25 protein-coding genes and 1 tRNA gene are annotated in these 21,373 nt (G+C 64.1%); 19 read left to right on the forward strand and 7 right to left on the reverse strand.

Translation table 11 applies throughout. The annotated features are described in order from the left end of the window. The first annotated feature begins 1 nt into the window (after nt 1). The 5 genes from I6F28_RS15045 to I6F28_RS15065 all read left to right on the forward strand — a co-directional run bounded on the left by I6F28_RS15045 (nt 2) and on the right by I6F28_RS15065 (nt 3,126). Nucleotides 2-349 carry a Lin0512 family protein gene (locus I6F28_RS15045; RefSeq protein WP_225140228.1) on the forward strand — a complete coding sequence of 116 codons (348 nt, stop codon included), beginning with the start codon at nt 2-4 and terminating at the stop codon, nt 347-349. Nucleotides 350-353: 4 nt separating this feature from the next. Beyond that, complete coding sequence (locus tag I6F28_RS15050) at nt 354-1,046, forward strand: GNAT family N-acetyltransferase (protein WP_225132997.1); 693 nt, start codon at nt 354-356, stop codon at nt 1,044-1,046. Between the two features lie 72 nt (nt 1,047-1,118). Further along, on the forward strand, nt 1,119-2,303 hold the full coding sequence (locus I6F28_RS15055; protein WP_225140229.1) for a serine hydrolase domain-containing protein: 1,185 nt from the start codon (nt 1,119-1,121) through the stop codon (nt 2,301-2,303). Nucleotides 2,304-2,398: 95 nt separating this feature from the next. Then, nucleotides 2,399-2,608 carry a YgaP family membrane protein gene (locus I6F28_RS15060; RefSeq protein ID WP_036022623.1) on the forward strand — a complete coding sequence of 70 codons (210 nt, stop codon included), beginning with the start codon at nt 2,399-2,401 and terminating at the stop codon, nt 2,606-2,608. Beyond that, the gene (locus I6F28_RS15065; RefSeq protein WP_036034160.1) at nt 2,605-3,126 is read left to right on the forward strand and encodes an RNA polymerase sigma factor; all 522 of its coding nucleotides are present in this window, start codon (nt 2,605-2,607) and stop codon (nt 3,124-3,126) included. Before I6F28_RS15060 ends, I6F28_RS15065 begins: the two co-directional genes overlap by 4 nt. A gap of 74 nt (nt 3,127-3,200) precedes the next feature. On the opposite strand, the gene I6F28_RS15070 is transcribed toward I6F28_RS15065, so the two are convergent. From I6F28_RS15070 to I6F28_RS15080, 3 genes are all read right to left on the reverse strand, one after another. After that, a complete protein-coding gene (locus tag I6F28_RS15070) occupies nt 3,201-4,541 on the reverse strand; it encodes an RtcB family protein (RefSeq protein WP_036022627.1) in 1,341 nt (446 codons plus the stop codon). 110 nt (nt 4,542-4,651) lie between these two features. Then, on the reverse strand, nt 4,652-5,977 hold the full coding sequence (locus tag I6F28_RS15075; RefSeq protein ID WP_225140230.1) for a TROVE domain-containing protein: 1,326 nt from the start codon (nt 5,975-5,977) through the stop codon (nt 4,652-4,654). Nucleotides 5,978-6,075: 98 nt separating this feature from the next. Further along, nucleotides 6,076-6,231 (reverse strand) — tRNA-Arg (locus I6F28_RS15080). 941 nt (nt 6,232-7,172) lie between these two features. Between I6F28_RS15080 and I6F28_RS15085 the strand changes: the two genes are divergently transcribed. Beyond that, the gene (locus I6F28_RS15085) at nt 7,173-7,844 is read left to right on the forward strand and encodes a DUF429 domain-containing protein (RefSeq protein ID WP_225140231.1); all 672 of its coding nucleotides are present in this window, start codon (nt 7,173-7,175) and stop codon (nt 7,842-7,844) included. A 6-nt stretch (nt 7,845-7,850) separates the two neighbouring features. Here the strand turns inward: I6F28_RS15085 and I6F28_RS15090 are convergent, their stop codons facing one another. After that, the gene (locus tag I6F28_RS15090) at nt 7,851-8,063 is read right to left on the reverse strand and encodes a hypothetical protein (RefSeq protein ID WP_128262035.1); all 213 of its coding nucleotides are present in this window, start codon (nt 8,061-8,063) and stop codon (nt 7,851-7,853) included. Nucleotides 8,064-8,229: 166 nt separating this feature from the next. Here I6F28_RS15090 and I6F28_RS15095 point away from each other — a divergent pair, with 166 nt between their 5' ends. Continuing rightward, nucleotides 8,230-8,394 carry a hypothetical protein gene (locus I6F28_RS15095; protein ID WP_167361654.1) on the forward strand — a complete coding sequence of 55 codons (165 nt, stop codon included), beginning with the start codon at nt 8,230-8,232 and terminating at the stop codon, nt 8,392-8,394. A gap of 86 nt (nt 8,395-8,480) precedes the next feature. Next, nucleotides 8,481-9,212, forward strand: a complete 732-nt coding sequence (locus I6F28_RS15100; RefSeq protein ID WP_036022638.1) for a glutathione S-transferase N-terminal domain-containing protein — start codon at nt 8,481-8,483, stop codon at nt 9,210-9,212. A 13-nt stretch (nt 9,213-9,225) separates the two neighbouring features. Here I6F28_RS15100 and I6F28_RS15105 read toward each other — a convergent pair whose 3' ends face one another. After that, complete coding sequence (locus tag I6F28_RS15105; protein WP_074447872.1) at nt 9,226-9,597, reverse strand: tRNA-binding protein; 372 nt, start codon at nt 9,595-9,597, stop codon at nt 9,226-9,228. A 105-nt stretch (nt 9,598-9,702) separates the two neighbouring features. On the opposite strand from I6F28_RS15105, the gene I6F28_RS15110 reads away from it, so the two are divergent. Beyond that, nucleotides 9,703-10,062 (forward strand): ArsC family reductase, encoded by a 360-nt coding sequence (locus tag I6F28_RS15110; protein WP_036022641.1) that lies wholly within the window; start codon nt 9,703-9,705, stop codon nt 10,060-10,062. Between the two features lie 3 nt (nt 10,063-10,065). Here the strand turns inward: I6F28_RS15110 and I6F28_RS15115 are convergent, their stop codons facing one another. Further along, the gene (locus I6F28_RS15115; RefSeq protein WP_167361655.1) at nt 10,066-10,713 is read right to left on the reverse strand and encodes a hypothetical protein; all 648 of its coding nucleotides are present in this window, start codon (nt 10,711-10,713) and stop codon (nt 10,066-10,068) included. 340 nt (nt 10,714-11,053) lie between these two features. Between I6F28_RS15115 and I6F28_RS15120 the strand changes: the two genes are divergently transcribed. The 7 genes from I6F28_RS15120 to I6F28_RS15150 all read left to right on the forward strand — a co-directional run bounded on the left by I6F28_RS15120 (nt 11,054) and on the right by I6F28_RS15150 (nt 17,553). Then, nucleotides 11,054-11,809 (forward strand): ABC transporter ATP-binding protein, encoded by a 756-nt coding sequence (locus I6F28_RS15120; RefSeq protein ID WP_018317619.1) that lies wholly within the window; start codon nt 11,054-11,056, stop codon nt 11,807-11,809. After that, complete coding sequence (locus I6F28_RS15125) at nt 11,802-12,548, forward strand: ABC transporter ATP-binding protein (RefSeq protein WP_036022650.1); 747 nt, start codon at nt 11,802-11,804, stop codon at nt 12,546-12,548. Before I6F28_RS15120 ends, I6F28_RS15125 begins: the two co-directional genes overlap by 8 nt. Nucleotides 12,549-12,604: 56 nt before the next feature. Next, complete coding sequence (locus I6F28_RS15130) at nt 12,605-13,825, forward strand: ABC transporter substrate-binding protein (protein ID WP_036000846.1); 1,221 nt, start codon at nt 12,605-12,607, stop codon at nt 13,823-13,825. Between the two features lie 75 nt (nt 13,826-13,900). Beyond that, nucleotides 13,901-14,764 (forward strand): branched-chain amino acid ABC transporter permease, encoded by an 864-nt coding sequence (locus tag I6F28_RS15135; RefSeq protein WP_036022653.1) that lies wholly within the window; start codon nt 13,901-13,903, stop codon nt 14,762-14,764. A gap of 1 nt (nt 14,765) precedes the next feature. Beyond that, a complete protein-coding gene (locus I6F28_RS15140; protein ID WP_036022655.1) occupies nt 14,766-15,734 on the forward strand; it encodes a branched-chain amino acid ABC transporter permease in 969 nt (322 codons plus the stop codon). A gap of 157 nt (nt 15,735-15,891) precedes the next feature. After that, complete coding sequence (locus I6F28_RS15145; RefSeq protein ID WP_036000836.1) at nt 15,892-16,536, forward strand: DUF47 domain-containing protein; 645 nt, start codon at nt 15,892-15,894, stop codon at nt 16,534-16,536. Between the two features lie 12 nt (nt 16,537-16,548). Then, the gene (locus tag I6F28_RS15150) at nt 16,549-17,553 is read left to right on the forward strand and encodes an inorganic phosphate transporter (protein ID WP_036022657.1); all 1,005 of its coding nucleotides are present in this window, start codon (nt 16,549-16,551) and stop codon (nt 17,551-17,553) included. On the opposite strand, the gene sugE is transcribed toward I6F28_RS15150, so the two are convergent. Further along, the gene (sugE, locus tag I6F28_RS15155; protein ID WP_036022660.1) at nt 17,546-17,860 is read right to left on the reverse strand and encodes a quaternary ammonium compound efflux SMR transporter SugE; all 315 of its coding nucleotides are present in this window, start codon (nt 17,858-17,860) and stop codon (nt 17,546-17,548) included. The genes I6F28_RS15150 and sugE overlap by 8 nt on opposite strands. A gap of 158 nt (nt 17,861-18,018) precedes the next feature. Between sugE and I6F28_RS15160 the strand changes: the two genes are divergently transcribed. The 3 genes from I6F28_RS15160 to I6F28_RS15170 all read left to right on the forward strand — a co-directional run bounded on the left by I6F28_RS15160 (nt 18,019) and on the right by I6F28_RS15170 (nt 21,321). Next, nucleotides 18,019-19,641: a peptide chain release factor 3 gene (locus I6F28_RS15160; protein WP_036022662.1), complete on the forward strand. Its 1,623-nt coding sequence runs from the start codon at nt 18,019-18,021 to the stop codon at nt 19,639-19,641. Nucleotides 19,642-19,688: 47 nt separating this feature from the next. After that, the gene (locus I6F28_RS15165) at nt 19,689-20,666 is read left to right on the forward strand and encodes an ABC transporter substrate-binding protein (RefSeq protein ID WP_036022665.1); all 978 of its coding nucleotides are present in this window, start codon (nt 19,689-19,691) and stop codon (nt 20,664-20,666) included. A 76-nt stretch (nt 20,667-20,742) separates the two neighbouring features. Then, nucleotides 20,743-21,321, forward strand: coding sequence for a UCP034077 family protein (locus I6F28_RS15170; protein WP_036022667.1), 579 nt, complete (start codon nt 20,743-20,745; stop codon nt 21,319-21,321). Nucleotides 21,322-21,373: the final 52 nt, after the last annotated feature.

Here is a 21,373-nt window from a genome sequence, read left to right on the forward strand (position 1 = left end):
CATGCCTCGCGTTCGTTGTGTCACCGAGATGGGCATGGGCGTCGACGTCCACGGCAGGGACGCCACCAAGGCGGCCAAGCGCGCGGTCTCCGATGCCATCAGGCATTCCAGCCTCGGCTTCTTTCGGATGATCGGCAAGACCGCGAACGACATGTTCGTGGACGTCACGATCGGCGTGCCGAACCCAGAAACCGTCGACAAGGAAGCCGTCGCCAAGGAGCTGCCTTACGGCACCGTGACCGTCACCGCGGTCAAGGGCGGGCTGGAGATCCCCTCGGCCACGGAAGTGGCCAACGATCCCATCCTGATCGCCAATGCCGCCGTCATCGTCAGCTTCGACAAGGATTAGGCCGATGTCCGCGAGCGATGAGGCGCTGCTGGATCGCCCGATCTGGAGCGCGTTGACGACGAGCCAGAAGCATCTGGCCGAGGGCGGCCCGCGGGCTCTGCGCTATCCCGTGGACATGACGCCGTTTGCCGATATGGCGGACATGTCCGCGGCAAGTTTTGCGGCGCTCGGCGATCTCATGTCGGGCTCGCAAGTCGCGGTGCTGTTCACGCCCGAGCCCGTCGAAATTCCCGCCGGCTTCAAGGTGCTGCTCGCGGAGCCCGGCGAGCAGTTGATCGGCTCGCCCGCCGACACTTCGCTGCGCGATGCCGAGATCGTCCGCCTCGGCGCGACTGACGTTCCCGCCATGATGGCGCTGACCGAGCTGACCAAGCCCGGGCCGTTTGCGGCGCGGACGCACGAGCTCGGCACATTCCTCGGCATCCGTGCACGCGGCGAGCTGGTCGCCATGGCCGGCGAGCGGATGAAGCCGGGCAATTTCACCGAGATGACGGCGGTCTGCGTGCATCCCGATCATCGCGGTCGCGGTTACGCACAGGCGTTGCTCGCCGCCATCGCGCGCCAGATCGAGGCGCGCGGCGAAATTCCGTTCCTGCACGTGTTCGCGAGCAATACGTCTGCCATCGCGCTGTACCAGCGGCAGGGCATGCGGATTCGGCGCCGGCTGCAGGTCACCGTGCTGATGAAGCAGGGATGAGCTGCACCGTGGGCTTCATATCCTGAGAAATCGCGCTATATCGATTCCAACCACAAATCGGGGGGCGAGCACATGGACGCCAGAACGACTGATTTTTCCGCCGTACGGACGGCGATGCAGCGCTACGTCGATCAGGAGATCATTCCCGGCGTATCCTGGGCCGTGCTGCGCGGCCGCGAGGTGGTCGATCAGCAATGCGTGGGCTTTGCCGACCGAGAGGCCAACACTGCGCTGCGGCCCGATCATATCTTCCGGGCGTTCTCCAACACCAAGATCTTCGTCACCTGCGCGATCATGCTGCTGGTCGAGCAAGGCCGCATCGGGCTCGATGACGCAGTCGAAAAATTCCTGCCGCAGCTCGGCAATCGCAAGGTGCTGAAGCAGGGCGCTTCGAGCCTTGCCGATGTCGAGCCGGCGAAGAGTCCGATCACGATCCGCCAGCTCCTGACCCACACCTCCGGTCTCAGCTACGGTATCTTCGATCCCGGCACGGTGCTGTTCAAGGGTTACAACGAGGCGCGCGTGCTCAATCCGCTGACGCCGCTCAGCGACATGATCGACAGGCTCGCCGACCTGCCGCTGTCCTATCACCCTGGCACGGCCTGGGAATATTCCGTGGCGACCGACGTGCTCGGCCGTGTGGTCGAGGTCGTCTCGGGCCAGCCGCTCGACGCCTTCCTGAAGGCGCGCATCTTCGATTCCCTCGGCATGACCGACACCGGCTTTTATATCCCCGAGGCCCAGCAGGGCAGGCTGGTCGCGCTCTACAACGGCGCCGACGTGCTCGACCCCATGAAGCCCGGCCTCACGCGGGCCGACCATCTGCCTTACCCGCAAGCCTATCGGCGGCCGCTGCCGCGGCTCTCGGGCGGCGGCGGTCTGGTCTCGACCTTGCCAGACATGCTCGCGCTGGTGTGTGCGCTGCTGCCCGGGTCCGATGCGTTGCTGAAGCCGGAAACGCTGCGGCAGATGATGACGAACCAGCTGCCCGCAGGCCAGACCATCCGCTTTGCCAATCTCGGCCCGATTCCCGGCAAGGGCTTTGGCCTCGGCGGCGCCGTCACCTTCGCGCCGACACCGTTCGATCCCCCGAACTCGACCGGTGAATTCCAATGGGGCGGCCTGGCCGGGACCCATTGGTGGATCTGTCCGGAAGCCAATACGGCGGGCGTGCTGATGGCCCAGCGCTATATGGGCTTCTGGAATCCGTTCTTCTTCGAGTTCAAGCGCCTGGCCTATCAGGCGGTCGGAGCCTGATCGCAAAAAAATCTTCCGTCAGCGCGAATCCTTCTTGGCCGTCGCGTCCTCTTGTTGGTCGAGGCAATCGGTCTCGGCCCATATCGGAGGATGTGATGGGATTCTATAGGAAGAACATCGGCGGACTGCATCAGGTGGTGCGGGTCGTCCTGGGGATTGCGGTGGCGGCTGCGGCGTTCGTTTATCTTGCCGGCGCGACAGCATGGCTGGTCGCGCTCGGTGGCGCCGGCTTCGCGCTGACCGGTCTCGTCGGTTATTGTCCGATGTGCGCGATAGCGGGCATCGGCAAGGGAGGGGTGTCGTGAGCGCGGCGGCGATCTCGCCAAACCTGTTCGAGGCCGCGCGGCTCGGCGATGCCGAGGCGATTGCGCGTCTGCTCGAGACGACGCAGCCGGACATCCGTCGCTATGCGCGGGCGACCTGCCGCAGCTCGGCGGACGCCGAGGATGCGACGCAGGAGGCGCTGTGGATCCTGTTCCGCCACGTCGGCACGATCCGTTCGCTGCTGGCGTTGTCGGCCTGGCTGTTCAGCGTGGTCCGGCGCGAATGCCTGCGGCTCGCGCGCCGGGCCGGCGTTGTGCCGGCGGTCGATGGCGCCGAGGCGGAGGCCGCACTGCTGTTGCGCCCTGAGGCCGATCTGCGGCTCGACGTCGCCGCGGCGTTCGAGGCGCTGCCGCCGCACTATCGCGATGTCGCGCTGATGCGCGACGTCAAGGAGATGACGATCGAAGAGATTGCCGCCGCGCTCGGCGCGAGCAGGCAGACCGTGAAGGCGCGGCTGCATCGCGCCCGCGCGTTAATGCGCGAATATCTGACGAGATGAGAGGCGACCGGATTCAAAGAAAGAAAATGGAGTGACGTGGGCGGGAGACGTCGCCTCCCGCCCACGGTTTCGCTTTAGTCCTTCCACGGATCGAACTCGCCTTCGCCGGCCATGGCGACGGCGAATGGCCGCAGCGTGTGCAGCACGCGCACGGTGCCGGCGTGCTGGGCCAGCACGTCCGGCAGGCGGCGATAGGCCATCGGGCTCTCGTCGAGGTCGGCACCGATCAAGGTGACGCCGCGCTCGTTCAGCCAGCGGTCCATCTCCTCGCGCGAGAAGCGCCGCTTCGCCTCACGCCGTCCGAACAGGCGGCCGGCGCCGTGCACGGTCGAGTAGAGCGAGGCCTTGGCCTCCGGGCTGTCGACGCCTTCGAGGATGACGGCGTCGTCACCCATCGAGCCGCCGACGAACCCCTTCTGGCCGGGAAACGCCGGCGTCGCGCCCTTGCGCACCACCCACAAATCCTTGCCGTCGTGGGTCTCACGCCAGGCATAATTGTGGTGGTTGTGCACGCTCTCGGTCACGCTGCCGCCGATGATCTGGCGGACGCGCTCGACGACCCATTCGCGGCCCGCATAGGCATAGCGCCCGGCGAGCTGCATCGCCGCGATGTAGCGGCGGCCGAGCTCGCTGTCCTCGTCGACGACGGCGGGCGGGACGTTCATGCCGTCCTTGCCGCCGGCGGCCTTGAGGTAGCGCGTCGCGGAGGTGTGCCCGAGACCGCGGCTGCCGAAGTGGACGCCGATCCAGACGAAGCCTTCCTCGTCGCGCATGAGGTCGACATAGTGGTTGCCCGATCCGACCGTGCCGAGCTGCTTCACCGCCTTCTGACGGTAGTCCTCCATGTCGCTTTCGCGCCAGGCCTCGCCGTCGTCGAACAGGTCGTGCTCGGCCCGTTCCGCGTTGGCACGTCCGACGCCGAACGAGATCACCTTGGCGACGTCGCGGATGATCGTGGGAGCGATCCCCGCGATGTCGTCGAAGCGCGTGTCGAGCCGAGCCGCCATGTTGCCGCAGCCAATGTCGAAGCCGACGCCGGAGATGCTGATCTGCTTCTCATAGGCGATCACCCCGCCGACCGGCTGCGCATAGCCGAGATGGCCGTCGGCGCAGATCACGCCGGAGACGACATTGCCGATGGCCATGCAATTGCGCATCTGCGCGATCGTCGCCTCCTCATGCGGGCCGAACACCTTCAGCGGCGCATTCTGGAAGCGGGCGTCCTGCGTCCGGAACGCGGCGATCGAGCTCGCGGTCGCATTGGCCTCGCGGGCAAGATGCTCCTTGCGCGCTGCGTCCTTGTACAGGCACCAGGCCGGCTGGCCGCGGCCTTCGCCGACGCGCGAGTCGGGATCGACACCGGCGGCGAGGCAGAGCTCGCGGGCGCGTTCCATGTAGGGATCGGGTCGTCGCATGGTCGTAGATCCTTGTCATTCCGCGCGCACCATAACGGGGGCGGGCGGATCATTTCAGAGATTTCGTTGGCCCGGGCGCATCTCGCGTCCGGGGCCATTGTTGTTGCGCATCAGGTCAACGCCGTCTCGGACGCCGCGATCCACGCGACCACGGCCTCGGAGAAGCCGTTGACGCGGGTCCAGGCGCCGTGACCGACGCCGTGCTGATACGAGGCCACGTTGACCATGGTGCCGCGCGCCCTCGGCTCGGGGACCTGGTCGTGGCTCTGCTCGTCGGTGAAGACGATGAGGCGATCGCCCTTGCAGTCGATCTCCGTCACCGCCTTGCCGAGATAGGTTCCGCCATGCGGCTGCGAGTTGATGATCGCATCCCGCAGCGCGAAACCGCGGCGGGGAGGGACCTTCACGACCTCGTTGGAGAAGGTGAAGATCTCGACCTCGTCGCAGATCTCGCGGGCGAGAATGGCAAGGCCACACGCCACCTCCGCGCGCGTCATTTCCGACTGCGCGGAGAGCGTTGCGAACATCGAGCCGGACACGTCGATCAGGAGCCGGGTGCGGCCCGGAAGCCGCACATGGTCCTTGATCGACTTGAGCATCGCAGCCTCGAGCTCGGGCTCGAAGTCCGGCGCATAGCGCGCCGCCGTGATGAAGCGATAGGGCAGGATACGATCCGTCCGCATCGCCTCGATCGCGCCTGCGATGGTCTCGCGCGGGACCTGCGCGTTCTGCATCAGGCGCAGATTGCGCAGTAGCGCCAGGCCGCCGAGCTTTCGCTCGGCGATCAGCCGCTCGAAGGTCTCGCGCTTGTTCTTGCCGGCCGAGAGCGAAACCTCCCAGGTGTCGGGGGAGGCGAGCTCGCCATCGACGAGCTGCTTCCACACCTTCGCCTGATCGGCGTCTTTCGGCTTGGCGTGCACCAGGAACAGAACGTCCCTGATCCGCACCGCGCCGTCGCGGTCCCACTTGGCGAGCTGATAGGCGTCGAACTTGGTCAGCGCGCGGGCAAGACCCTTCTTCACCTGTGCCGAGACCGGCTGGCGCTTGCGCTGCTGCATCGGCCCCAGCGCATCCGCCCAGTAGATCGCGAGCAGCTCCGTCATCTCGTCGGGACGCTGGATCACCTGGGCGAGCGTGTCGGCAACGAGGGTGCGGTGCTTCTCGTTCCGCGCCATCTCGCGGATGACGAGGAGCGGTGCGTGCCGCAGCTTCATCACCTCGCGCGCCTCGATCGCAAGCTGCGCGACGCGCGCGGGCGCGACCTTGGGCACGAGGGCCTTGATGCGGTCGGCGATGGCGACGCCATCCTCGTAGAACTGGTCCTCCCACAGGAGGCAGTTCATCAGCGCGCGCTTCAGCTCCATCTCGGGCGTGAAGCGAATTGCGCGTGCGCCCTCCCGCGTGAAGGCGCGAACGATCTTGTTGAGCCTGACCATGATGGCCTCCTCTTGGGTTGATGGGGATGGAAACGGAACAGGCGAGGCTGTACTGCCCTTGCGGGCAAGTCACATGCTCTACCGCTGAGCTACGGACTTTCGTCCGGAAGGAGTCGAACCTTCGACATTGCGATCCGAAGTAACAGCGCTCCTCACCACCGGCGGTGGCTAGGGGACACGATCCGGGAACGGGCGATTGCTGTACCCGACGAGCCGAAGCTCGCCGGAAAGCGCTCTATCCTCTGAGCTACCGGTGCATGGGACACCGGGCGGGATTCGAACCCGCGACCTCTCGCGTTGCAGGCGAAGTAACAGAAATCTTCACCACGGATCGTGACGGGTTGGCGGGGAACGATCGATGCTGTTGCTGCCCTTGCGGGCGATCCGCCTTTCGGCGCGCAGGGTTCGAACCTGCTCGGCGCTTTCCCGCCTTTACCACGAAGTAACAGACATCTTCACCACCGCCAGGCCAGTGCTTTCGCATCGGCCATTGATGGGTACGCTGGGGAACGGGCGATATCGGCTTTCAGTGACAACAACACAGTCTCTGTCCCCAACGGATAGATCCTGCGCCGGGCCGCGTGCAAGCCTTTTCGGAGGCCGCATCCCGGTGCGTGTGTCAAAGGCGGGAGGCATACCCGCTGTGCCGTGTGGAGAAGTATCCGACATCTTCACCACCAGCGTCGGTTGAGCCGCGATCCCTCACGGCAAACCGAGTTAGAAAAATTCGATCGCGGCGCTGTCGACGCGCCGCACATTGCGAACCCACTGGGTTCGCTCTGCCATCGGTGTCCGGCTCATCGCCTCGTTCCCTCCGGCAGGCCCCGCGCATTTGGGCACGCGCCTCTCCAGCGCGAGCCCCGAGATCCGGGTCTCTCGTTCCGGCCATTGCCGGGATGTTCGGTGGGGCCGCGCGGCGGGCAACAAAAAACCCTCCGGAGCGGCAGGCTCGGGAGGGTCCGTGAGAAGCGGACTGTCGATCTTGCGGTCAGGCAAGATCGCTCCCATGAGCCGGGCATGCGCAATCGAACAGCTTTGGGCTATTCGGTATGCGGATAATTCTTTCGTAGCGGTACGACATCGCTCGGTTCATGGTGTCTGTCGCAAACGGAAGTGCTTGCGAGGGCGCGGGACATACGCCCGCAACTTGCGGATGTCAAGCGAGACGCGCGAGGAAACTGAAATTGACGGACGCATGACTTGCAAAAACTATCTGGGGCTCGACGGATTTCGCTTCGGCTGGGTCGCAGCGTGGATTGACGAGCGCGGCGATCAAGGCTTCGATTATTCGCCAAGCCTGATGCGTCTGCTCGCAATCCCGCACGCCCGCGCGATGATCGACATGCCGATCGGACTGAACGCGAGCGGCTACCGCGCCTGCGATTTGCGCGCACGCGAACTGATCGGCCCAGCCGTGTTTCTCGGCGCGCGCCGCGACCTCTGGGCGTTCCACGACATGGCGGCGGCCAATCGCCATTACTGGAAGCACGAAGGCGAGGGCAGGGGCGTGTCGGCGCAGCTCTGGAATATCAGGGACAAGATGAGGGAGGTCGACAAAGCCATGACGCCGGCGCGGCAGGCGACGATCGGCGAAGCGCATCCGGAATTGATCTTCTGGAATCTGGCAGGACGCGTGCGGCTCGAACCGAAGTCCTCGCCGCGGGGCCGCGAGCAGCGTATCGCGCTTTTGAGAGGCCGCGGCTTCACTGAGGTCAAGAGATGGCTCACGCTTCGCCACGGCACCGGGATCGGTCGCGACGATCTCATCGACGCCTGTGCCTGCGCTGTCGCAGCGCGCGACAGCACGCAATCCGTTGGTGACGGCAGGATCGATCCGCGCGGACTACGGATGGAGATCAACTTCTGAAGGCGATCAGCCCTGCCGCTCGCCTTTACCTTCCAGCCGGCAGCGACTATTGCGGCTTGGAGTCGAGCGGACGTCTTCGTCGTCCAGTCTTGTTGCTCTCGCTTCGTACTCCTCGGCCATCGCCCGCAACCGCTGCGCCGCTTTGCTGTGCGTGAGATCGTTCGCGACGCGGCGACAGCGTTCGGCGTGGTCGAGCAGGGCGCGTTTCTCGATGTTCATTATGCGACAACGCGCGAGGGGGCCATTGGTCCCTTTGAGAGCCGCCGGAACAGAGCGATGCCGTCGCAGCAGGATCGGGAAAAAGTAGCAATATTTGGTTGCCGTCTGGAACGTGGCGCCTGAGCCGACGTTCTACGCCAGAGGCTGTCGAGGGATATAGAACACCATGTACGACGTGTGCCAATTGGCGACCGCGATGCTCGCGGTTGCCTTTACGGCCCTGCTGCTGATCACGGGTCAATGGTTCATCGAGTCGAGGCTGCAGATCGAGTCGAGGCTGCAGTATGAAGCAATGCCCCCGTTCGTGGCGATGGCGACACTGCCGCCCTAGCACAGCCGGAAGTGACTTGCGCGGTGCGGTACCTTGCCTAGATTGAGCACGCCTCAGTCCATGCACCCAGAGTCCCGATGTCCGATATGTCCTCCATTCCTGTCCCCAACTGGGACCGTCTGTCAGTCTTTCCGATCACCAGGCGCTGGCCACCCAAGCATCCGGAATTACTTCAGCTCTATTCGCTGCCGACGCCGAACGGCGTCAAGGTTTCGATCATGCTGGAGGAGATCGAGCTTCCTTACGAAGCGCATCTGGTCGACTTCGGCAAGGACGACCAGAAGACGCCCGAATTCCTCTCGCTCAATCCCAACGGTAAGATTCCGGCGATCCTCGATCCCAACGGTCCCCGCGACAGGAAACCATTGGCGCTGTTCGAGTCCGGGGCGATCCTGCAATATCTCGCGGAGAAGACCGGCAAGCTGCTGCCGCAGGATGCCGCGCGGCGTTATCAGACGCTGCAATGGCTGCACTTCCAGATGGGCAGCGTCGGGCCGATGTTCGGTCAGGTCGGCTTCTTCCACAAATTCGCCGGCAAGGATTACGAGGACAAGCGGCCTCGTGACCGCTACGTCGCCGAAGCCAAGCGCCTGCTCGGCGTGATGGATACGCATCTGGCCGGCCGGCAATGGTTCATGGATGACGACTACACCATTGCAGACATCTCCATGCTCGGCTGGGTGCGCAATCTCATCGGCTTTTATGGTGCCGGCGATCTCGTCGAATTCGCCCAGTTTAAGGCGGTCGGCGCCTGGCTCGAACGCGGCCTCGCGCGTCCCGCGGTGCAGCGCGGATTGAACATTCCGGCAAGGCCCTGACAAGGCCCTGAGGCTAGAACAGCCGTCCGCCGTTCGGCACCGGCTTGCTCGGCTGCACCAGCACCACCTTGCCGTCGGCATCGGGGAAGCCGAGCGTCAGCACCTCGGAGACGACCGGGCCGATCTGGCGCGGTGGGAAATTGACGACGGCCGCGACCTGTTGGCCCACGAGACTTTCGAGCGGGTGGTTGTCGATGATCTGGGCCGAGCTCTTGCGCACGCCGATGGCGGGGCCGAAATCGATCCACAGCCGCCAGGCTGGCTTGCGCGCTTCCGGAAACGGTTTGGCGTCGACGATGGTGCCGACACGGACGTCGACCGCGAGGAATGTGTCGAAGTCGATGGTCGGTGCGGCCGCCGCTGCGGGATCGTGGGTGACGTGCATGGGATGTCCGTTCGGTGGGGTGACGCGTCTCGCGACATTGTCGCGCGACGCGGAGTTTCGTACAACGCCACGCACATCACCGCTACGCCATGCGCGAGGACCGTCTTGCCCACCATCATCTACGGCATCAAGAACTGCGACACCATGAAGAAGGCCCGCGCCTGGCTCAATGGCCATGGCGTGGCTTACGCGTTTCACGACTACAAGGCGGCGGGTGTCGAGAAGGACAGGCTGAAGCAGTGGAGCGACAAGGTCGGTTGGGAGACCCTGCTCAATCGCGCCGGGACGACCTTCAAGAAGCTGCCCGACTCCGACAAGGAAGGCCTCACCGAGAAGAAGGCGCTGGCCTTGATGCTAGCGCAACCATCGATGATCAAGCGGCCGGTGCTCGAAATCGGCGGCAAGCTGTTGGTCGGCTTCAAGCCGGATATCTATGCCAAGGAGGTCGGCGGCAAGGCGCGCTGACGGCTAGTTCAGCTCAATGATCTCGTTGGAGATGGCGCGGCCCGGCTGGTCCGAGAACTCGACCGGATCGGCGGGTGCGATGCGGCCGGGGGCGCGATGAAACAGCTCGCGATCGATCACGGCCCGCAGCTTCGGGCGCGGCAGCGCGTCATTTCCGCGCATCAGATTCTTGATCTCGAAGCCGCCGTCCTCGCAGAAGGTCTTTACTGACGCGATGACGTGGCTGACCCTGCCGTCGGTCAGGAACGGCAGCAGCAGCCGCTCATACGCGACGATTCGGCCATAGGCGTCGTCGACGTCGGCAACGCTGTAGATCGGAAGGCCGCGCGCGACGCATTCATGATAGATCGGCATCACGTATGGTGCGAGCCGCGGCCCGACGTAATCATCGAGCGAAACGCCCTTGCCGGTATGCCCATAGGCGCGCGAGATGCGCGTGCCTTCGCTCTGGATGACCAGACGCGGCGTCGGCGTCGAAAGCTCCACCGTATAATAGATGAGATCCGACAGCTCCTCCTCGAGCCGCGCGGGCTGATACTCCCAGATCGCGGGAGCGATCTGCTGGCGCGCATAAAGTCGCAGCCACGTGTTGAGGAGATCACGCTGGCGGATCGACTTGACGACGGAGGGAGCGGCGCTTGCAAAATCCAAGACAATATTCTCCGCGCGTGAAAACCCTGGGATGATCGGGCTTGCGGGAAAATTTTCGATGAAGGCTGGCGCGGGAGACGAAAGACCGTTAACGACGGCTTGATGGCCGGTGCCTTGCGAACCGGAAAGGCCGGGCAGGCACGACATCGACCTCTGCGACTAAGGGAGCATTTGTACCCCGGCCGGAGGCCTGACCTGCTCAGCTTTCCGCCTTGCCTAACCCCCGTCACCTCCGGCATATTCCGCGCCCGGAGGCGGCGCCCCGGTGGGCTGCAAGTCCTCCGGACAGCCGAAGCAACAAGGACAGCCACGCGCCGCGCGCGGGCAGGGGGAAAACTGTTTGGCCGATGAGTTCATTCTCGAAACGGAAGGCTTGACCAAGGAGTTCGCGGGCTTCTTCGCCGTCCGCGACGTTGCGCTCAAGGTTCGCCGTGGGAGCATTCATGCGTTGATCGGCCCGAACGGGGCCGGCAAGACGACCTGCTTCAATCTTCTGACCAAGTTCCTCAAGCCGTCGGCCGGGAAAATCCTGTACAAAGGGCAGGACATCACCGCGATGGCGCCGGCGGATGTGGCCCGCATGGGGCTGGTCCGTTCGTTCCAGATTTCGGCGGTGTTTCCCCATCTCACCGCGCTCGAGAACGTCCGTGTCGCGCTGCAGCGCCAGCATGGCTCTTCGTTCGATTTCTGGCGCTCCAAGTCGGTGCTCAACCGCTTCAACGACCGCGCGCGCGAGCTGTTGAACGATGTCGGCCTCAACGAGTTTGCCAACACGCCGGCAGTCGAGATGCCCTATGGGCGCAAGCGTGCACTTGAGATTGCGACCACGCTGGCGCTCGACCCGGAGATGATGCTGCTCGACGAGCCGATGGCCGGCATGGGCCACGAGGACATCGACAAGATCGCGGCGCTGATCAAGCGCATCTCCGCGAAATACACCATCCTGATGGTCGAGCATAACTTAAGCGTCGTGGCCAACCTCTCCGATATCATCACCGTGCTGACGCGCGGGCAGGTGCTCGCGCAAGGCCACTACTCCGAGCTCACCAAGGACGAGCGCGTCAAGGAAGCTTACCTGGGAGCCGGTCATGCCTGATACAGCGATCGCCGAGGCTCCGGCCAGGGCTGCGACTGGCGGGAACATCCTGCAAGTCCGCAACTTGGAAGCCTGGTACGGCGAGTCTCACATCCTGCACGGGATCAACTTCGACGTGAACGCGGGCGAGGTCGTCACCCTGCTCGGGCGCAACGGCGCCGGCAAGACGACGACGCTGAAGTCGATCATGGGCATCATCGGCAAGCGCACCGGCTCGGTGAAGTTCAACAACCAGGAGATCATCCGCGCGACCTCCGACAAGATCGCGCGCATGGGCGTCGCCTTCTGTCCGGAAGAGCGGGGCATATTCTCCAGCCTCGACGTCCGCGAGAATTTGATGCTGCCGCCGGTTGTCCGCGAAGGCGGTTTGCCGCTCGACCAGATCTTCGAGCTGTTCCCGAACCTGAAGGAGCGGCTGAACAGCCAGGGCACCAAGCTGTCGGGCGGCGAGCAGCAGATGCTGGCGATCGCGCGCATCCTACGCACCGGCGCGAGCTTCCTGATGCTGGACGAGCCGACCGAGGGTCTTGCACCCGTCATCATCCAGCAGATCGGCCATACCATTGCGCGGCTCAAGAAGGAGGGCTTCACGATCCTCCTGGTCGAGCAGAACTTCCGCTTCGCTTCCACCGTCGCCGACCGCTATTACGTAGTCGAGCACGGCAAGATCATTGACGGGTTTTCCAATTCGGAGCTTGCCGCCAACATGGACAAGCTCCACACCTATCTCGGTGTGTAGCCGAGCAGGCCGGACGATCGAGAGTAACTATCAAAGGAATATTGGGAGGTCGGATTATGAAGCACAGCATTTCGGCAATGTTGCTCGGGACGGCCCTGGCGCTCGGCGCGGCAGGCGGCGCGGTCGCGCAGGACAAGAACATCAAGATCGGCGTGCTGACCGACAATTCAGGACTTTATGCCGATCTCGGTGGCGCCGGCTCGACCGTCGCCGCACAGATGGCGATCGAGGATTCCGGGCTCGCTGCCAAGGGCTGGAAGCTCGACCTGATCTCCGCCGACCATCAGAACAAGCCCGACATCGGCTCCACGATTGCTCGGCAATGGATCGACGTCGAGAAGGTCGACATCTTCATGGATGTCCTGAACTCCGGCGTTGCGCTGGCGGTGAACAATATCGTCAAAGAGAAGAATTCCATCCTGATCAACACAGGTGCGGCGACGTCGGATCTCACCAACGCGCAATGCTCGCCGAATACGGTCCACTGGGTCTATGATACCTATATGCTGGCCAACAGTACCGGGCAGGCGCTGGTGAAGGCGGGCGGCGACACCTGGTATTTTCTCACCGCGGACTACGCCTTTGGCCATGCCCTCGAGCGCGACACCGCCGCGGTGGTGGTGAAGTCGGGCGGCAAGGTGATCGGCAACGTCAAGCATCCCCTGAATACCGCTGACTTCTCGTCCTTCCTGCTTCAGGCGCAGGCCTCCAAAGCCAAGATCATCGGCATGGCGAATGCCGGCGGCGACACCACCAACACCATCAAGCAGGCGTCCGAGTTCGGCATCGTCTCGGGCGGCCAGAAGCTTGCGGGTCTGCTGCTCTTCATCACCGACGTGCACTCGCTCGGTCTGAAGGTGGCGCAGGGCTTGAATTTCACCGAGACCTTCTATTGGGACATGAACGACGGCACGCGCGCCTTCTCCAAACGCTTTTCCGAGCGGATGAAGAACAAGGCGATGCCCTCGATGGTGCAGGCCGGCGTCTATTCGGGCCTGCTGCACTACTTCAAGGCGCTGGAGGCGATGGGCGGCAATCCGCATGACGGGGCCAAGGTGGTCGCCAAGATGAAGGAGATGCCGACCGACGATGCGTTGTTCGGCAAGGGAACGATCCGTGCGGACGGTCGCAAGCTGCATCCGGCCTATCTGTTCGAGGTCAAGAAGCCCGAGGAATCCAAGGGCCCCTGGGACTATTACAAGCTGATCGGCACGACCCCCGGCGACCTGGCCTTCCGGCCGCTGTCGGAAAGCGCCTGTCCGCTGGTGAAGAAGTAACGGTGAACGATGCGGGCCGGCGCGCAACGGCGCCGGCCTGTCTTTGAGGAATAGAAGGGACCGGGTGCGGGATCGATGCAGGCTCTCTACGCTCAGCTACTGGTGGGACTGATCAACGGCTCGTTCTACGCGCTGCTCAGTCTCGGGCTTGCCGTCATCTTCGGCATGCTCAACATCATCAATTTCGCCCACGGCGCGCTCTACATGATGGGCGCCTTCGTCGCCTATTTCCTGTTGAACCTTGGTGGCATCAATTATTGGTGGGCGCTGCTGCTGGCGCCGATCATCGTCGGCATCTTCGGCATGATCCTGGAACGGACCATGCTGCAATGGCTAACCGGGCTCGATCATCTCTACGGCCTGCTCCTGACCTTCGGCATCGCGCTGATCGTGCAGGGCGTGTTCCAGAACTATTTCGGCTCCTCGGGCCTGCCTTACGCCATTCCCGAGCAGCTCAGGGGCGGCATGAATCTCGGCTTCATGTTCCTGCCGATCTACCGCGGCTGGGTCGTCGTGTTCTCGCTGGCGGTGTGCCTTGCGACCTGGTTTCTCATCGAGAAGACGCAGCTCGGCGCCTACCTGCGCGCCGCCACTGAAAATCCGACGCTGGTGCGTGCCTTCGGCATCAACGTGCCGCGCATGATCACGCTCACTTACGGTCTCGGCGTCGGCCTTGCCGCGCTTGCCGGCGTGCTCTCGGCGCCGATCAACCAGGTGCGGCCGCTGATGGGTGCCGACCTCATCATCGTCGTGTTCGCGGTGGTGGTGATCGGCGGCATGGGCTCGATCATGGGCTCCATCATCACCGGCTTTGCGCTCGGCGTGATCGAGGGCCTGACCAAGTATTTCTACCCCGAGGCCTCCAACACCGTCGTGTTCGTGCTGATGGTGCTGGTGCTGCTGGTGAAGCCGACGGGATTGACGGGAAGGGCGGCCTGAGATGACAACCCTGACGGACGACACGCTTCCTGTGACCCCGCGCGCAATGCGCGACGAGATGATTGTATTCGCAGTGATGGCGCTGCTGCTCGCAGCGGTGCCGTTCACGGGCGTCTATCCGTTCTTCGTGATGCAGGCGCTGTGCTTTGCGCTGCTCGCCTGCGCCTTCAATCTGCTGGTCGGCTATGGCGGCTTGCTGTCGTTCGGCCACGCGATGTTTCTGGGCACGGCCGGCTATTGCAGCGCGCATGCGCTGAAGGTCTGGGCGCTGCCGCCCGAGCTCGGCATTCTCGTCGGCGTCGCCGCGGCGTTCGTGCTCTCGATCGTCACCGGCTACATCTCGATCCGACGCCAGGGCATCTATTTCTCGATGATCACGCTGGCGCTGTCGCAGCTCCTGTACTTCATCTATCTCCAGGCCCCGTTCACCCATGGTGAGGACGGCATCCAGGGCATCCCGCAGGGACGCATGTTCGGCGTGCTCGATCTGTCCAAGCCGACGGTGCTGTACTATGTCGTGCTGGTCGGCTTCCTCGCCGGCTTCCTCCTGATCTTCCGCATCATCAACTCGCCGTTCGGCGAGGTGCTGAAATCGATCCGCGAGAACGAGCAGCGCGCGATCTCGCTCGGCTACCGCACCGACCAATACAAGTTCCTGGCCTTCGTGCTGTCGGGGACGCTCGCCGGACTTGCCGGTGCGCTGAAGGTGTTCGTGGCGCAGAACGCTTCGCTCACCGACGTGCACTGGACGATGTCGGGCGAGGTCGTGCTGATGACGCTGGTCGGCGGGCTCGGCACCGTTTTCGGTCCCGTGGTCGGCGCCTTCGTGATCATCGCCATGCAGCAATATCTGGCCGGCTTCGGCCAGTGGGTGACGGTGATCCAAGGCGCGATCTTCGTGGTCTGCGTGCTCACCTTCCGCCGCGGCGTCGTCGGCGAAATCGCGCATTACTTCCGGCGATCGCTCTAAGTAACTGGTATTGCATCAGTTTCATTGATGCATGAAAGCGGTGGATGATCCGGCTCCGCGGGCGTGAGGCGACACGCGCGCGGATCGAAAATGGTCTATGACAGTTTTGTGACAGCCCTTGCGGGCCTGACCATTTTCCAACCGGTAGTTTGTCCCCATGATGCGATGGTTTCGTGCGTTCCTGCCCAGGGAAGAGCGGTTCTTCGACCTGTTCGACCGCCATGCCCAGACCGTGATCCAGGGCGCGGTCGCGCTCCAGGGCATGCTCAACGGGGGCGAGGAGACGCCGGTCTATTGCCAGCGCGTCAACCAGTTCGAGAACGACGCCGACAATATCACCCGCGAGGTGCTGACGGCGGTGCGCCGCACCTTCATCACCCCGTTCGACCGCGGCGACATCAAGAACCTGATCACGTCGCTGGACGATGCCATCGACCAGATGCAGCAGACGGCCAAGGCCGTGATGCTGTTCGAGGTGCGCAGTTTCGAGCCGCCGATGCGCGAGATCGGCGGACTCTTGATCGAATGCGCCAATCTGGTCGGCCGTGCGCTGCCGCTGATGCAGGAGATCGGCAAGAACGTCGCCATGCTGACCGCGATCACCGAGGAGCTCGGCAAGCTCGAGGGCCGTGTCGACGATCTCCACGACATCGGCCTGAAGGAGCTGTTCCTCAAGCATCGCGACGGCAATGCGATGGACTTCATCGTAGGCGTCGAGATTTACGACCATCTCGAGAAGGTCGCCGACCGCTTCGACGACGTCGCCAACGAGATCAACAGCATCGTCATCGAGCAAGTGTAGGGCAGGGCCGCCGTGGATGCTGCGTTGGCTTTTCCCGTCCTGGTCGGCCTGATCGCCGTCGCGCTGCTGTTCGATTTCCTGAACGGCCTGCACGACGCCGCCAATTCGATCGCGACCATCGTTTCGACCCGCGTGCTGCGACCGCAATTCGCGGTGTTCTGGGCCGCGTTCTTCAATTTCATCGCCTTCCTGGTGTTCGGGCTGCACGTCGCCCAGACCATCGGCACCGGCATCATCGATCCTGCGGTCGTCGACGCCCAGGTGATCTTCGCAGCCCTCGTCGGCGCCATCGTCTGGAACCTCGTGACCTGGGCGCTCGGCATTCCATCGTCGTCGTCGCACGCGCTGATCGGCGGGCTCGTCGGCGGCGGCTTGGCCAAGGCCGGTATTTCGGCCGCGGTGTGGAGCGGCCTGTCCAAGACCGTGCTGGCGATCGTGCTGTCGCCGCTGGTTGGCTTCCTGCTCGCAATGGCGCTGGTTGCGATCGTGTCCTGGGCCTCGGTGCGCTCGACGCCGTTCGCGGTCGACCGCGCCTTCCGCATCCTGCAATTCGTCTCCGCTTCGCTCTATTCGCTCGGCCATGGCGGCAACGACGCGCAGAAGACCATGGGCATCATCGCGGTGTTGCTCTATTCGCAGGGCCATCTCGGCAGCGAGTTCTCGGTGCCGTTCTGGGTGGTGCTGTCGTGCCAGGCGGCGATGGCGCTGGGCACGCTGATGGGCGGCTGGCGCATCGTCCGCACCATGGGCCTGCGCATCACGAAATTGACCCCGATGCAGGGCTTTTGCGCCGAGACCGGGGGCGCGGTGACTCTGTTCATGGCGACCTACCTCGGGGTTCCTGTCTCGACCACCCACACCATCACCGGCGCCATCGTCGGCGTCGGCGCCGCCCGCCGCGTCTCGGCCGTGCGCTGGAACGTCGCAAGCTCCATCGTCTATGCCTGGGTGATCACGATCCCGGCCTCAGGCATCGTGGCCGCGCTGACCTGGTGGGTGGTCCAGCTCGTCAAGTGACGAGCTTCAGTCCGATGATGCCGGCGACGATCAGGCCGATGCTGGCGAGGCGGAAGGCCGTCGCCGGCTCGCCGAACAGAACCATGCCGAGCGTCGCGGTGCCGACCGCGCCGATGCCGGTCCAGACCGCATAGGCGGTTCCGACGGGCAGGGATTTGAGCGCAAATCCGAGCAGGATGACGCTGCCGGCCATGGCCGCGAGCGTGACCGCGGACGGGACAAGCTTGCTAAAGCCCTCGGTGTATTTCAGGCCGATGGCCCAGGTGATCTCGAGGAGACCGGCGACGAACAGGATGCTCCAGGCCATGACGACCCTCCATTCAAGGCAGGGTCGTCCCCGCGGCTGGTGTGCTGATGGGCAGGGAGGTCGTCCTCCCAAAAGGGGGATATGGGGCTGGCCGGAAACCTTCGCAATCACCAAATGAGGCTTGATCAGGCCCGTTTTCCCTGCCACACGCTCCCGCCATGTCCGACATCGCCGCCACCACAGCCGAATCGCCGGCCCGTTCCCCGCTTGCCGCCGAGGTGGCGAGGCGGCGGACCTTTGCGATCATCTCCCATCCCGACGCCGGCAAGACCACGCTGACCGAAAAGCTGCTGCTGTTCGGCGGCGCCATCAACCTCGCCGGCCAGGTCAAGGCCAAGGGCGAGCGGCGCAACACGCGTTCGGACTGGATGAAGATCGAGCGCGAACGCGGCATCTCGGTGGTGACCTCGGTGATGACCTTCGAGTTCGAAGGCCTCGTCTTCAACCTGCTGGACACGCCGGGCCACGAGGACTTTTCGGAAGATACCTATCGCACGCTGACGGCGGTCGATTCCGCCGTGATGGTGATCGACGCGGCCAAGGGTATCGAGGCGCGCACCCGAAAGCTGTTCGAGGTGTGCCGTCTGCGCGACATCCCGATCATCACCTTCATCAACAAGATGGACCGCGAGAGCCGCGACGTGTTCGAGCTGCTCGACGAGATCGAGAAGACGCTGGCGCTCGACACCACGCCGATGACCTGGCCGGTCGGCCGCGGCCGCGACTTCCTCGGCACCTATGACGTCGTCAATGGCGGCGTGCGCCTGCTCGAAGGCGGTGGCGCCAAGACCGGCGCGGCGCTCGAGATCGAGATCGAAGAGCTCGCCAAGCTCAACGCCAATCTCGATGTCTCCGCCGTGAAGGACGAGCTCGAGCTCGTCACCGAGGCGTCGAAGCCGTTCGAGCTGGACGCGTTCCGCGAGGGACATCTGACGCCGGTCTATTTCGGCAGCGCGCTGCGTAATTTCGGCGTCGGAGACCTCCTGGAGGGCCTCGGCAAGTTTGCGCCCGAGCCGCGCGCGCAGGACAGCGACCAGCGCAAGGTCGAGGCCACCGATCCGCGCATGAGCGCCTTCGTGTTCAAGATCCAGGCCAACATGGATCCCAACCACCGCGACCGCATCGCGTTTGCGCGCCTGTGCTCGGGCAAGCTCAGCCGCGGCATGAAGGCCAAGCTCGTGCGCACCGGCAAGAGCATGCCGCTGTCGAGCCCGCAATTCTTCTTCGCGCAGGACCGCTCGGTCGCGGACGAAGCCTTCGCCGGCGACGTCGTCGGCATTCCCAACCACGGCACGCTGCGCATCGGCGATACGCTGACCGAGGGCGAGGATTTCAACTTCGTCGGCGTGCCGAGCTTCGCGCCGGAAATCGTCCGCCGTGTCCGTCTCACCGACGCGATGAAGGCGAAGAAGCTGAAGGAAGCGCTGCAGCAGATGTCGGAAGAGGGCGTGGTGCAGGTGTTCCGCCCCCGCGACGGCGCCCCGGCGCTGGTCGGCGTGGTCGGCGCGCTGCAGCTCGACGTGCTCAAGGCCCGGCTCGAGGCGGAATATTCGCTGCCGGTCGAGTTCGAGGTCAGCGAGTTCCAGCTGGCGCGCTGGGTCTCCTCGGAGGACCGCAAGAAGCTCGACAGCTTCATCGCCGCGAACAATTCGAGCATTGCCGACGATGTCGATGGCGATCCCGTCTATCTCGCCCGGAACGAGTTCTACCTCGGCTACACCCGGGAGCGTGCCGAGGGCATCGAGTTCAGCAACGTCAAGGATGTCAAGAAGAAGGGGTAATGTTTCCCAGACCTTTTCCGTGAAGCAGGACAGCGAGGTCGACGGTCATGAGGCGGCGCGAATTCATCATGCTCGTTGCAGGCGCGGCGGCCTATCCGCTGAGCACATCCGCGCAGGGGAATGTGCGGCGGATCGGTGTGTTGGCGGGAGGCAGGTCGAGCGATCCGGAGAGCCAGGCCGGCTACCAGAAACTGAGACAGCGTCTGGGCGAGCTCGGTTGGGAACAGGAGCGCAACATCCATATCGAGTATCGCTGGTGGGCCGGCGATCCGAATGTCGCCGATGCCCAGGCGGCGGAGCTCGTGAAGTGGGGGCCGGATGTGCTTCTGGCAATCGGCACTCCCTCTGTGGAAGCCCTGAGGCGACGCGCGCCGACCTTGCCGATCATCTTCACGGTCGTTGCCGATCCCGTGGGTGCCAGTTTCGTCCAAAGTCTGGGCAAGCCGGGCGGAAATATCACGGGGTTCACGACCTTCGAGCCTGAAATGGCGGGCAAGTGGCTGCAATTGCTCAAGCAGGCGGCACCCGCGATACGGAGGGTTGCCGCAATCTTCAATCCGCGAACGGCGCCCATGATCTTGATGCCGTCCGTGAAGGCGGCCATTCCGGCAGTCCAGCTCCAGCTCGTTCCGGCGCCGGCGCACAACGCCGCCGAGCTCGAACAGGCGATCTCCCGCTTTGCAGAGCAGCCAGACGGCGGGCTGCTGATCTTTCCCGACGCATTTCCACTCGTTCATCGGCAATTGATTCTGAACTTGGCGGCCGCGCATCGTCTGCCGGCGATGTATCCGTTCCCGTCCTTCGTCACGGACGGCGGGCTGATGTCTTACGGAGTCTCGATCACGCAGCTCGTCGGTCGCTCGGCGGATTATGTCGACCGCGTCTTGAGAGGAACCCGTCCCGCAGACTTGCCAGTCCAACAACCGAATGAATTCCAGTTCCTGCTCAATCTCAAGACAGCCAATGCGTTGGGGCTGAATTTACCGCCCACGCTGGTGGCGCAAGCGGATCAGATTGTCGAGTGAAGCGAACCATCGCGGCCAGCCTTGAAGCTTTCATAGCCGTCGCCACCTGTTGCAAATGCCATTGCGGTCCCGGTACATGTGGCGCTGCATTCTTGTTCTTGCCTTGCTGGCAATGACCTCGATCGCCGCCGACGCGCAGCGACGCCAGATCAATCCGATTCCGTTCGCGCACGAGCCTTGCAGCGTGCTCGACGGCGAGCCCTGCACGCCATCCTATTGCAGCCCGCTCGAGCCCGGCCCCTGTATTCCCGAGATCGACTACCCTTACGGCCAGAACCTCCAGCTCACGATCGAGAGCGTGCCTGCCGAGGCCGACCGCGCCAAATACCGGAAGCCCGATCACGATCTCGACACGATCGGCGACCTCTTCGCCGCGCTGCGCAGCTGCTGGTCGCCGCCATCGGACCATGCGCGCGCAGGCATGCAGATGTCGGTACGCTTCAGCTTCAACAAGACCGGCGGCCTGATCGGCCCGCCGCGCCTCACATACGCGACTGCGGGCGTGCCGGCGGACACCCGGACGACCTATCTGAACGCCATCAATGCATCGCTGAAGGCCTGTCTGCCGCTGAAATTGACCAGCGGGCTCGGCGGGGCGTTGGCCGGGCGGCCCATCGCGATCCGTTATGTCGACAATCGGGAGCTCGGCAAATAGCGCGCGAGTTGCGAGCATCGGCCGATCGATGATACTTCAGTGGCGGGGGCTG

This window comes from Bradyrhizobium sp. NBAIM14 (genome assembly GCF_020193895.1).
Taxonomy (GTDB): Bacteria; Pseudomonadota; Alphaproteobacteria; order Rhizobiales; family Xanthobacteraceae; genus Bradyrhizobium; species Bradyrhizobium yuanmingense.

Coding starts and splice junctions, on each gene's coding strand:
- I6F28_RS15100 (WP_036022638.1), top strand. CDS start 8,481: ATGTCCTCCATTCCTGTCCCCAACTGGGACCGTCTGTCAGTCTTTCCG.
- I6F28_RS15130 (WP_036000846.1), top strand. CDS start 12,605: ATGAAGCACAGCATTTCGGCAATGTTGCTCGGGACGGCCCTGGCGCTC.
- I6F28_RS15095 (WP_167361654.1), top strand. CDS start 8,230: ATGTACGACGTGTGCCAATTGGCGACCGCGATGCTCGCGGTTGCCTTT.
- I6F28_RS15140 (WP_036022655.1), top strand. CDS start 14,766: ATGACAACCCTGACGGACGACACGCTTCCTGTGACCCCGCGCGCAATG.
- I6F28_RS15160 (WP_036022662.1), top strand. CDS start 18,019: ATGTCCGACATCGCCGCCACCACAGCCGAATCGCCGGCCCGTTCCCCG.
- sugE (WP_036022660.1), bottom strand. CDS start 17,860: ATGGCCTGGAGCATCCTGTTCGTCGCCGGTCTCCTCGAGATCACCTGG.
- I6F28_RS15055 (WP_225140229.1), top strand. CDS start 1,119: ATGGACGCCAGAACGACTGATTTTTCCGCCGTACGGACGGCGATGCAG.
- I6F28_RS15145 (WP_036000836.1), top strand. CDS start 15,892: ATGATGCGATGGTTTCGTGCGTTCCTGCCCAGGGAAGAGCGGTTCTTC.
- I6F28_RS15050 (WP_225132997.1), top strand. CDS start 354: ATGTCCGCGAGCGATGAGGCGCTGCTGGATCGCCCGATCTGGAGCGCG.
- I6F28_RS15170 (WP_036022667.1), top strand. CDS start 20,743: ATGTGGCGCTGCATTCTTGTTCTTGCCTTGCTGGCAATGACCTCGATC.
- I6F28_RS15075 (WP_225140230.1), bottom strand. CDS start 5,977: ATGGTCAGGCTCAACAAGATCGTTCGCGCCTTCACGCGGGAGGGCGCA.
- I6F28_RS15090 (WP_128262035.1), bottom strand. CDS start 8,063: ATGAACATCGAGAAACGCGCCCTGCTCGACCACGCCGAACGCTGTCGC.
- I6F28_RS15045 (WP_225140228.1), top strand. CDS start 2: ATGCCTCGCGTTCGTTGTGTCACCGAGATGGGCATGGGCGTCGACGTC.
- I6F28_RS15125 (WP_036022650.1), top strand. CDS start 11,802: ATGCCTGATACAGCGATCGCCGAGGCTCCGGCCAGGGCTGCGACTGGC.
- I6F28_RS15135 (WP_036022653.1), top strand. CDS start 13,901: ATGCAGGCTCTCTACGCTCAGCTACTGGTGGGACTGATCAACGGCTCG.
- I6F28_RS15105 (WP_074447872.1), bottom strand. CDS start 9,597: ATGCACGTCACCCACGATCCCGCAGCGGCGGCCGCACCGACCATCGAC.
- I6F28_RS15070 (WP_036022627.1), bottom strand. CDS start 4,541: ATGCGACGACCCGATCCCTACATGGAACGCGCCCGCGAGCTCTGCCTC.
- I6F28_RS15165 (WP_036022665.1), top strand. CDS start 19,689: ATGAGGCGGCGCGAATTCATCATGCTCGTTGCAGGCGCGGCGGCCTAT.
- I6F28_RS15085 (WP_225140231.1), top strand. CDS start 7,173: ATGACTTGCAAAAACTATCTGGGGCTCGACGGATTTCGCTTCGGCTGG.
- I6F28_RS15060 (WP_036022623.1), top strand. CDS start 2,399: ATGGGATTCTATAGGAAGAACATCGGCGGACTGCATCAGGTGGTGCGG.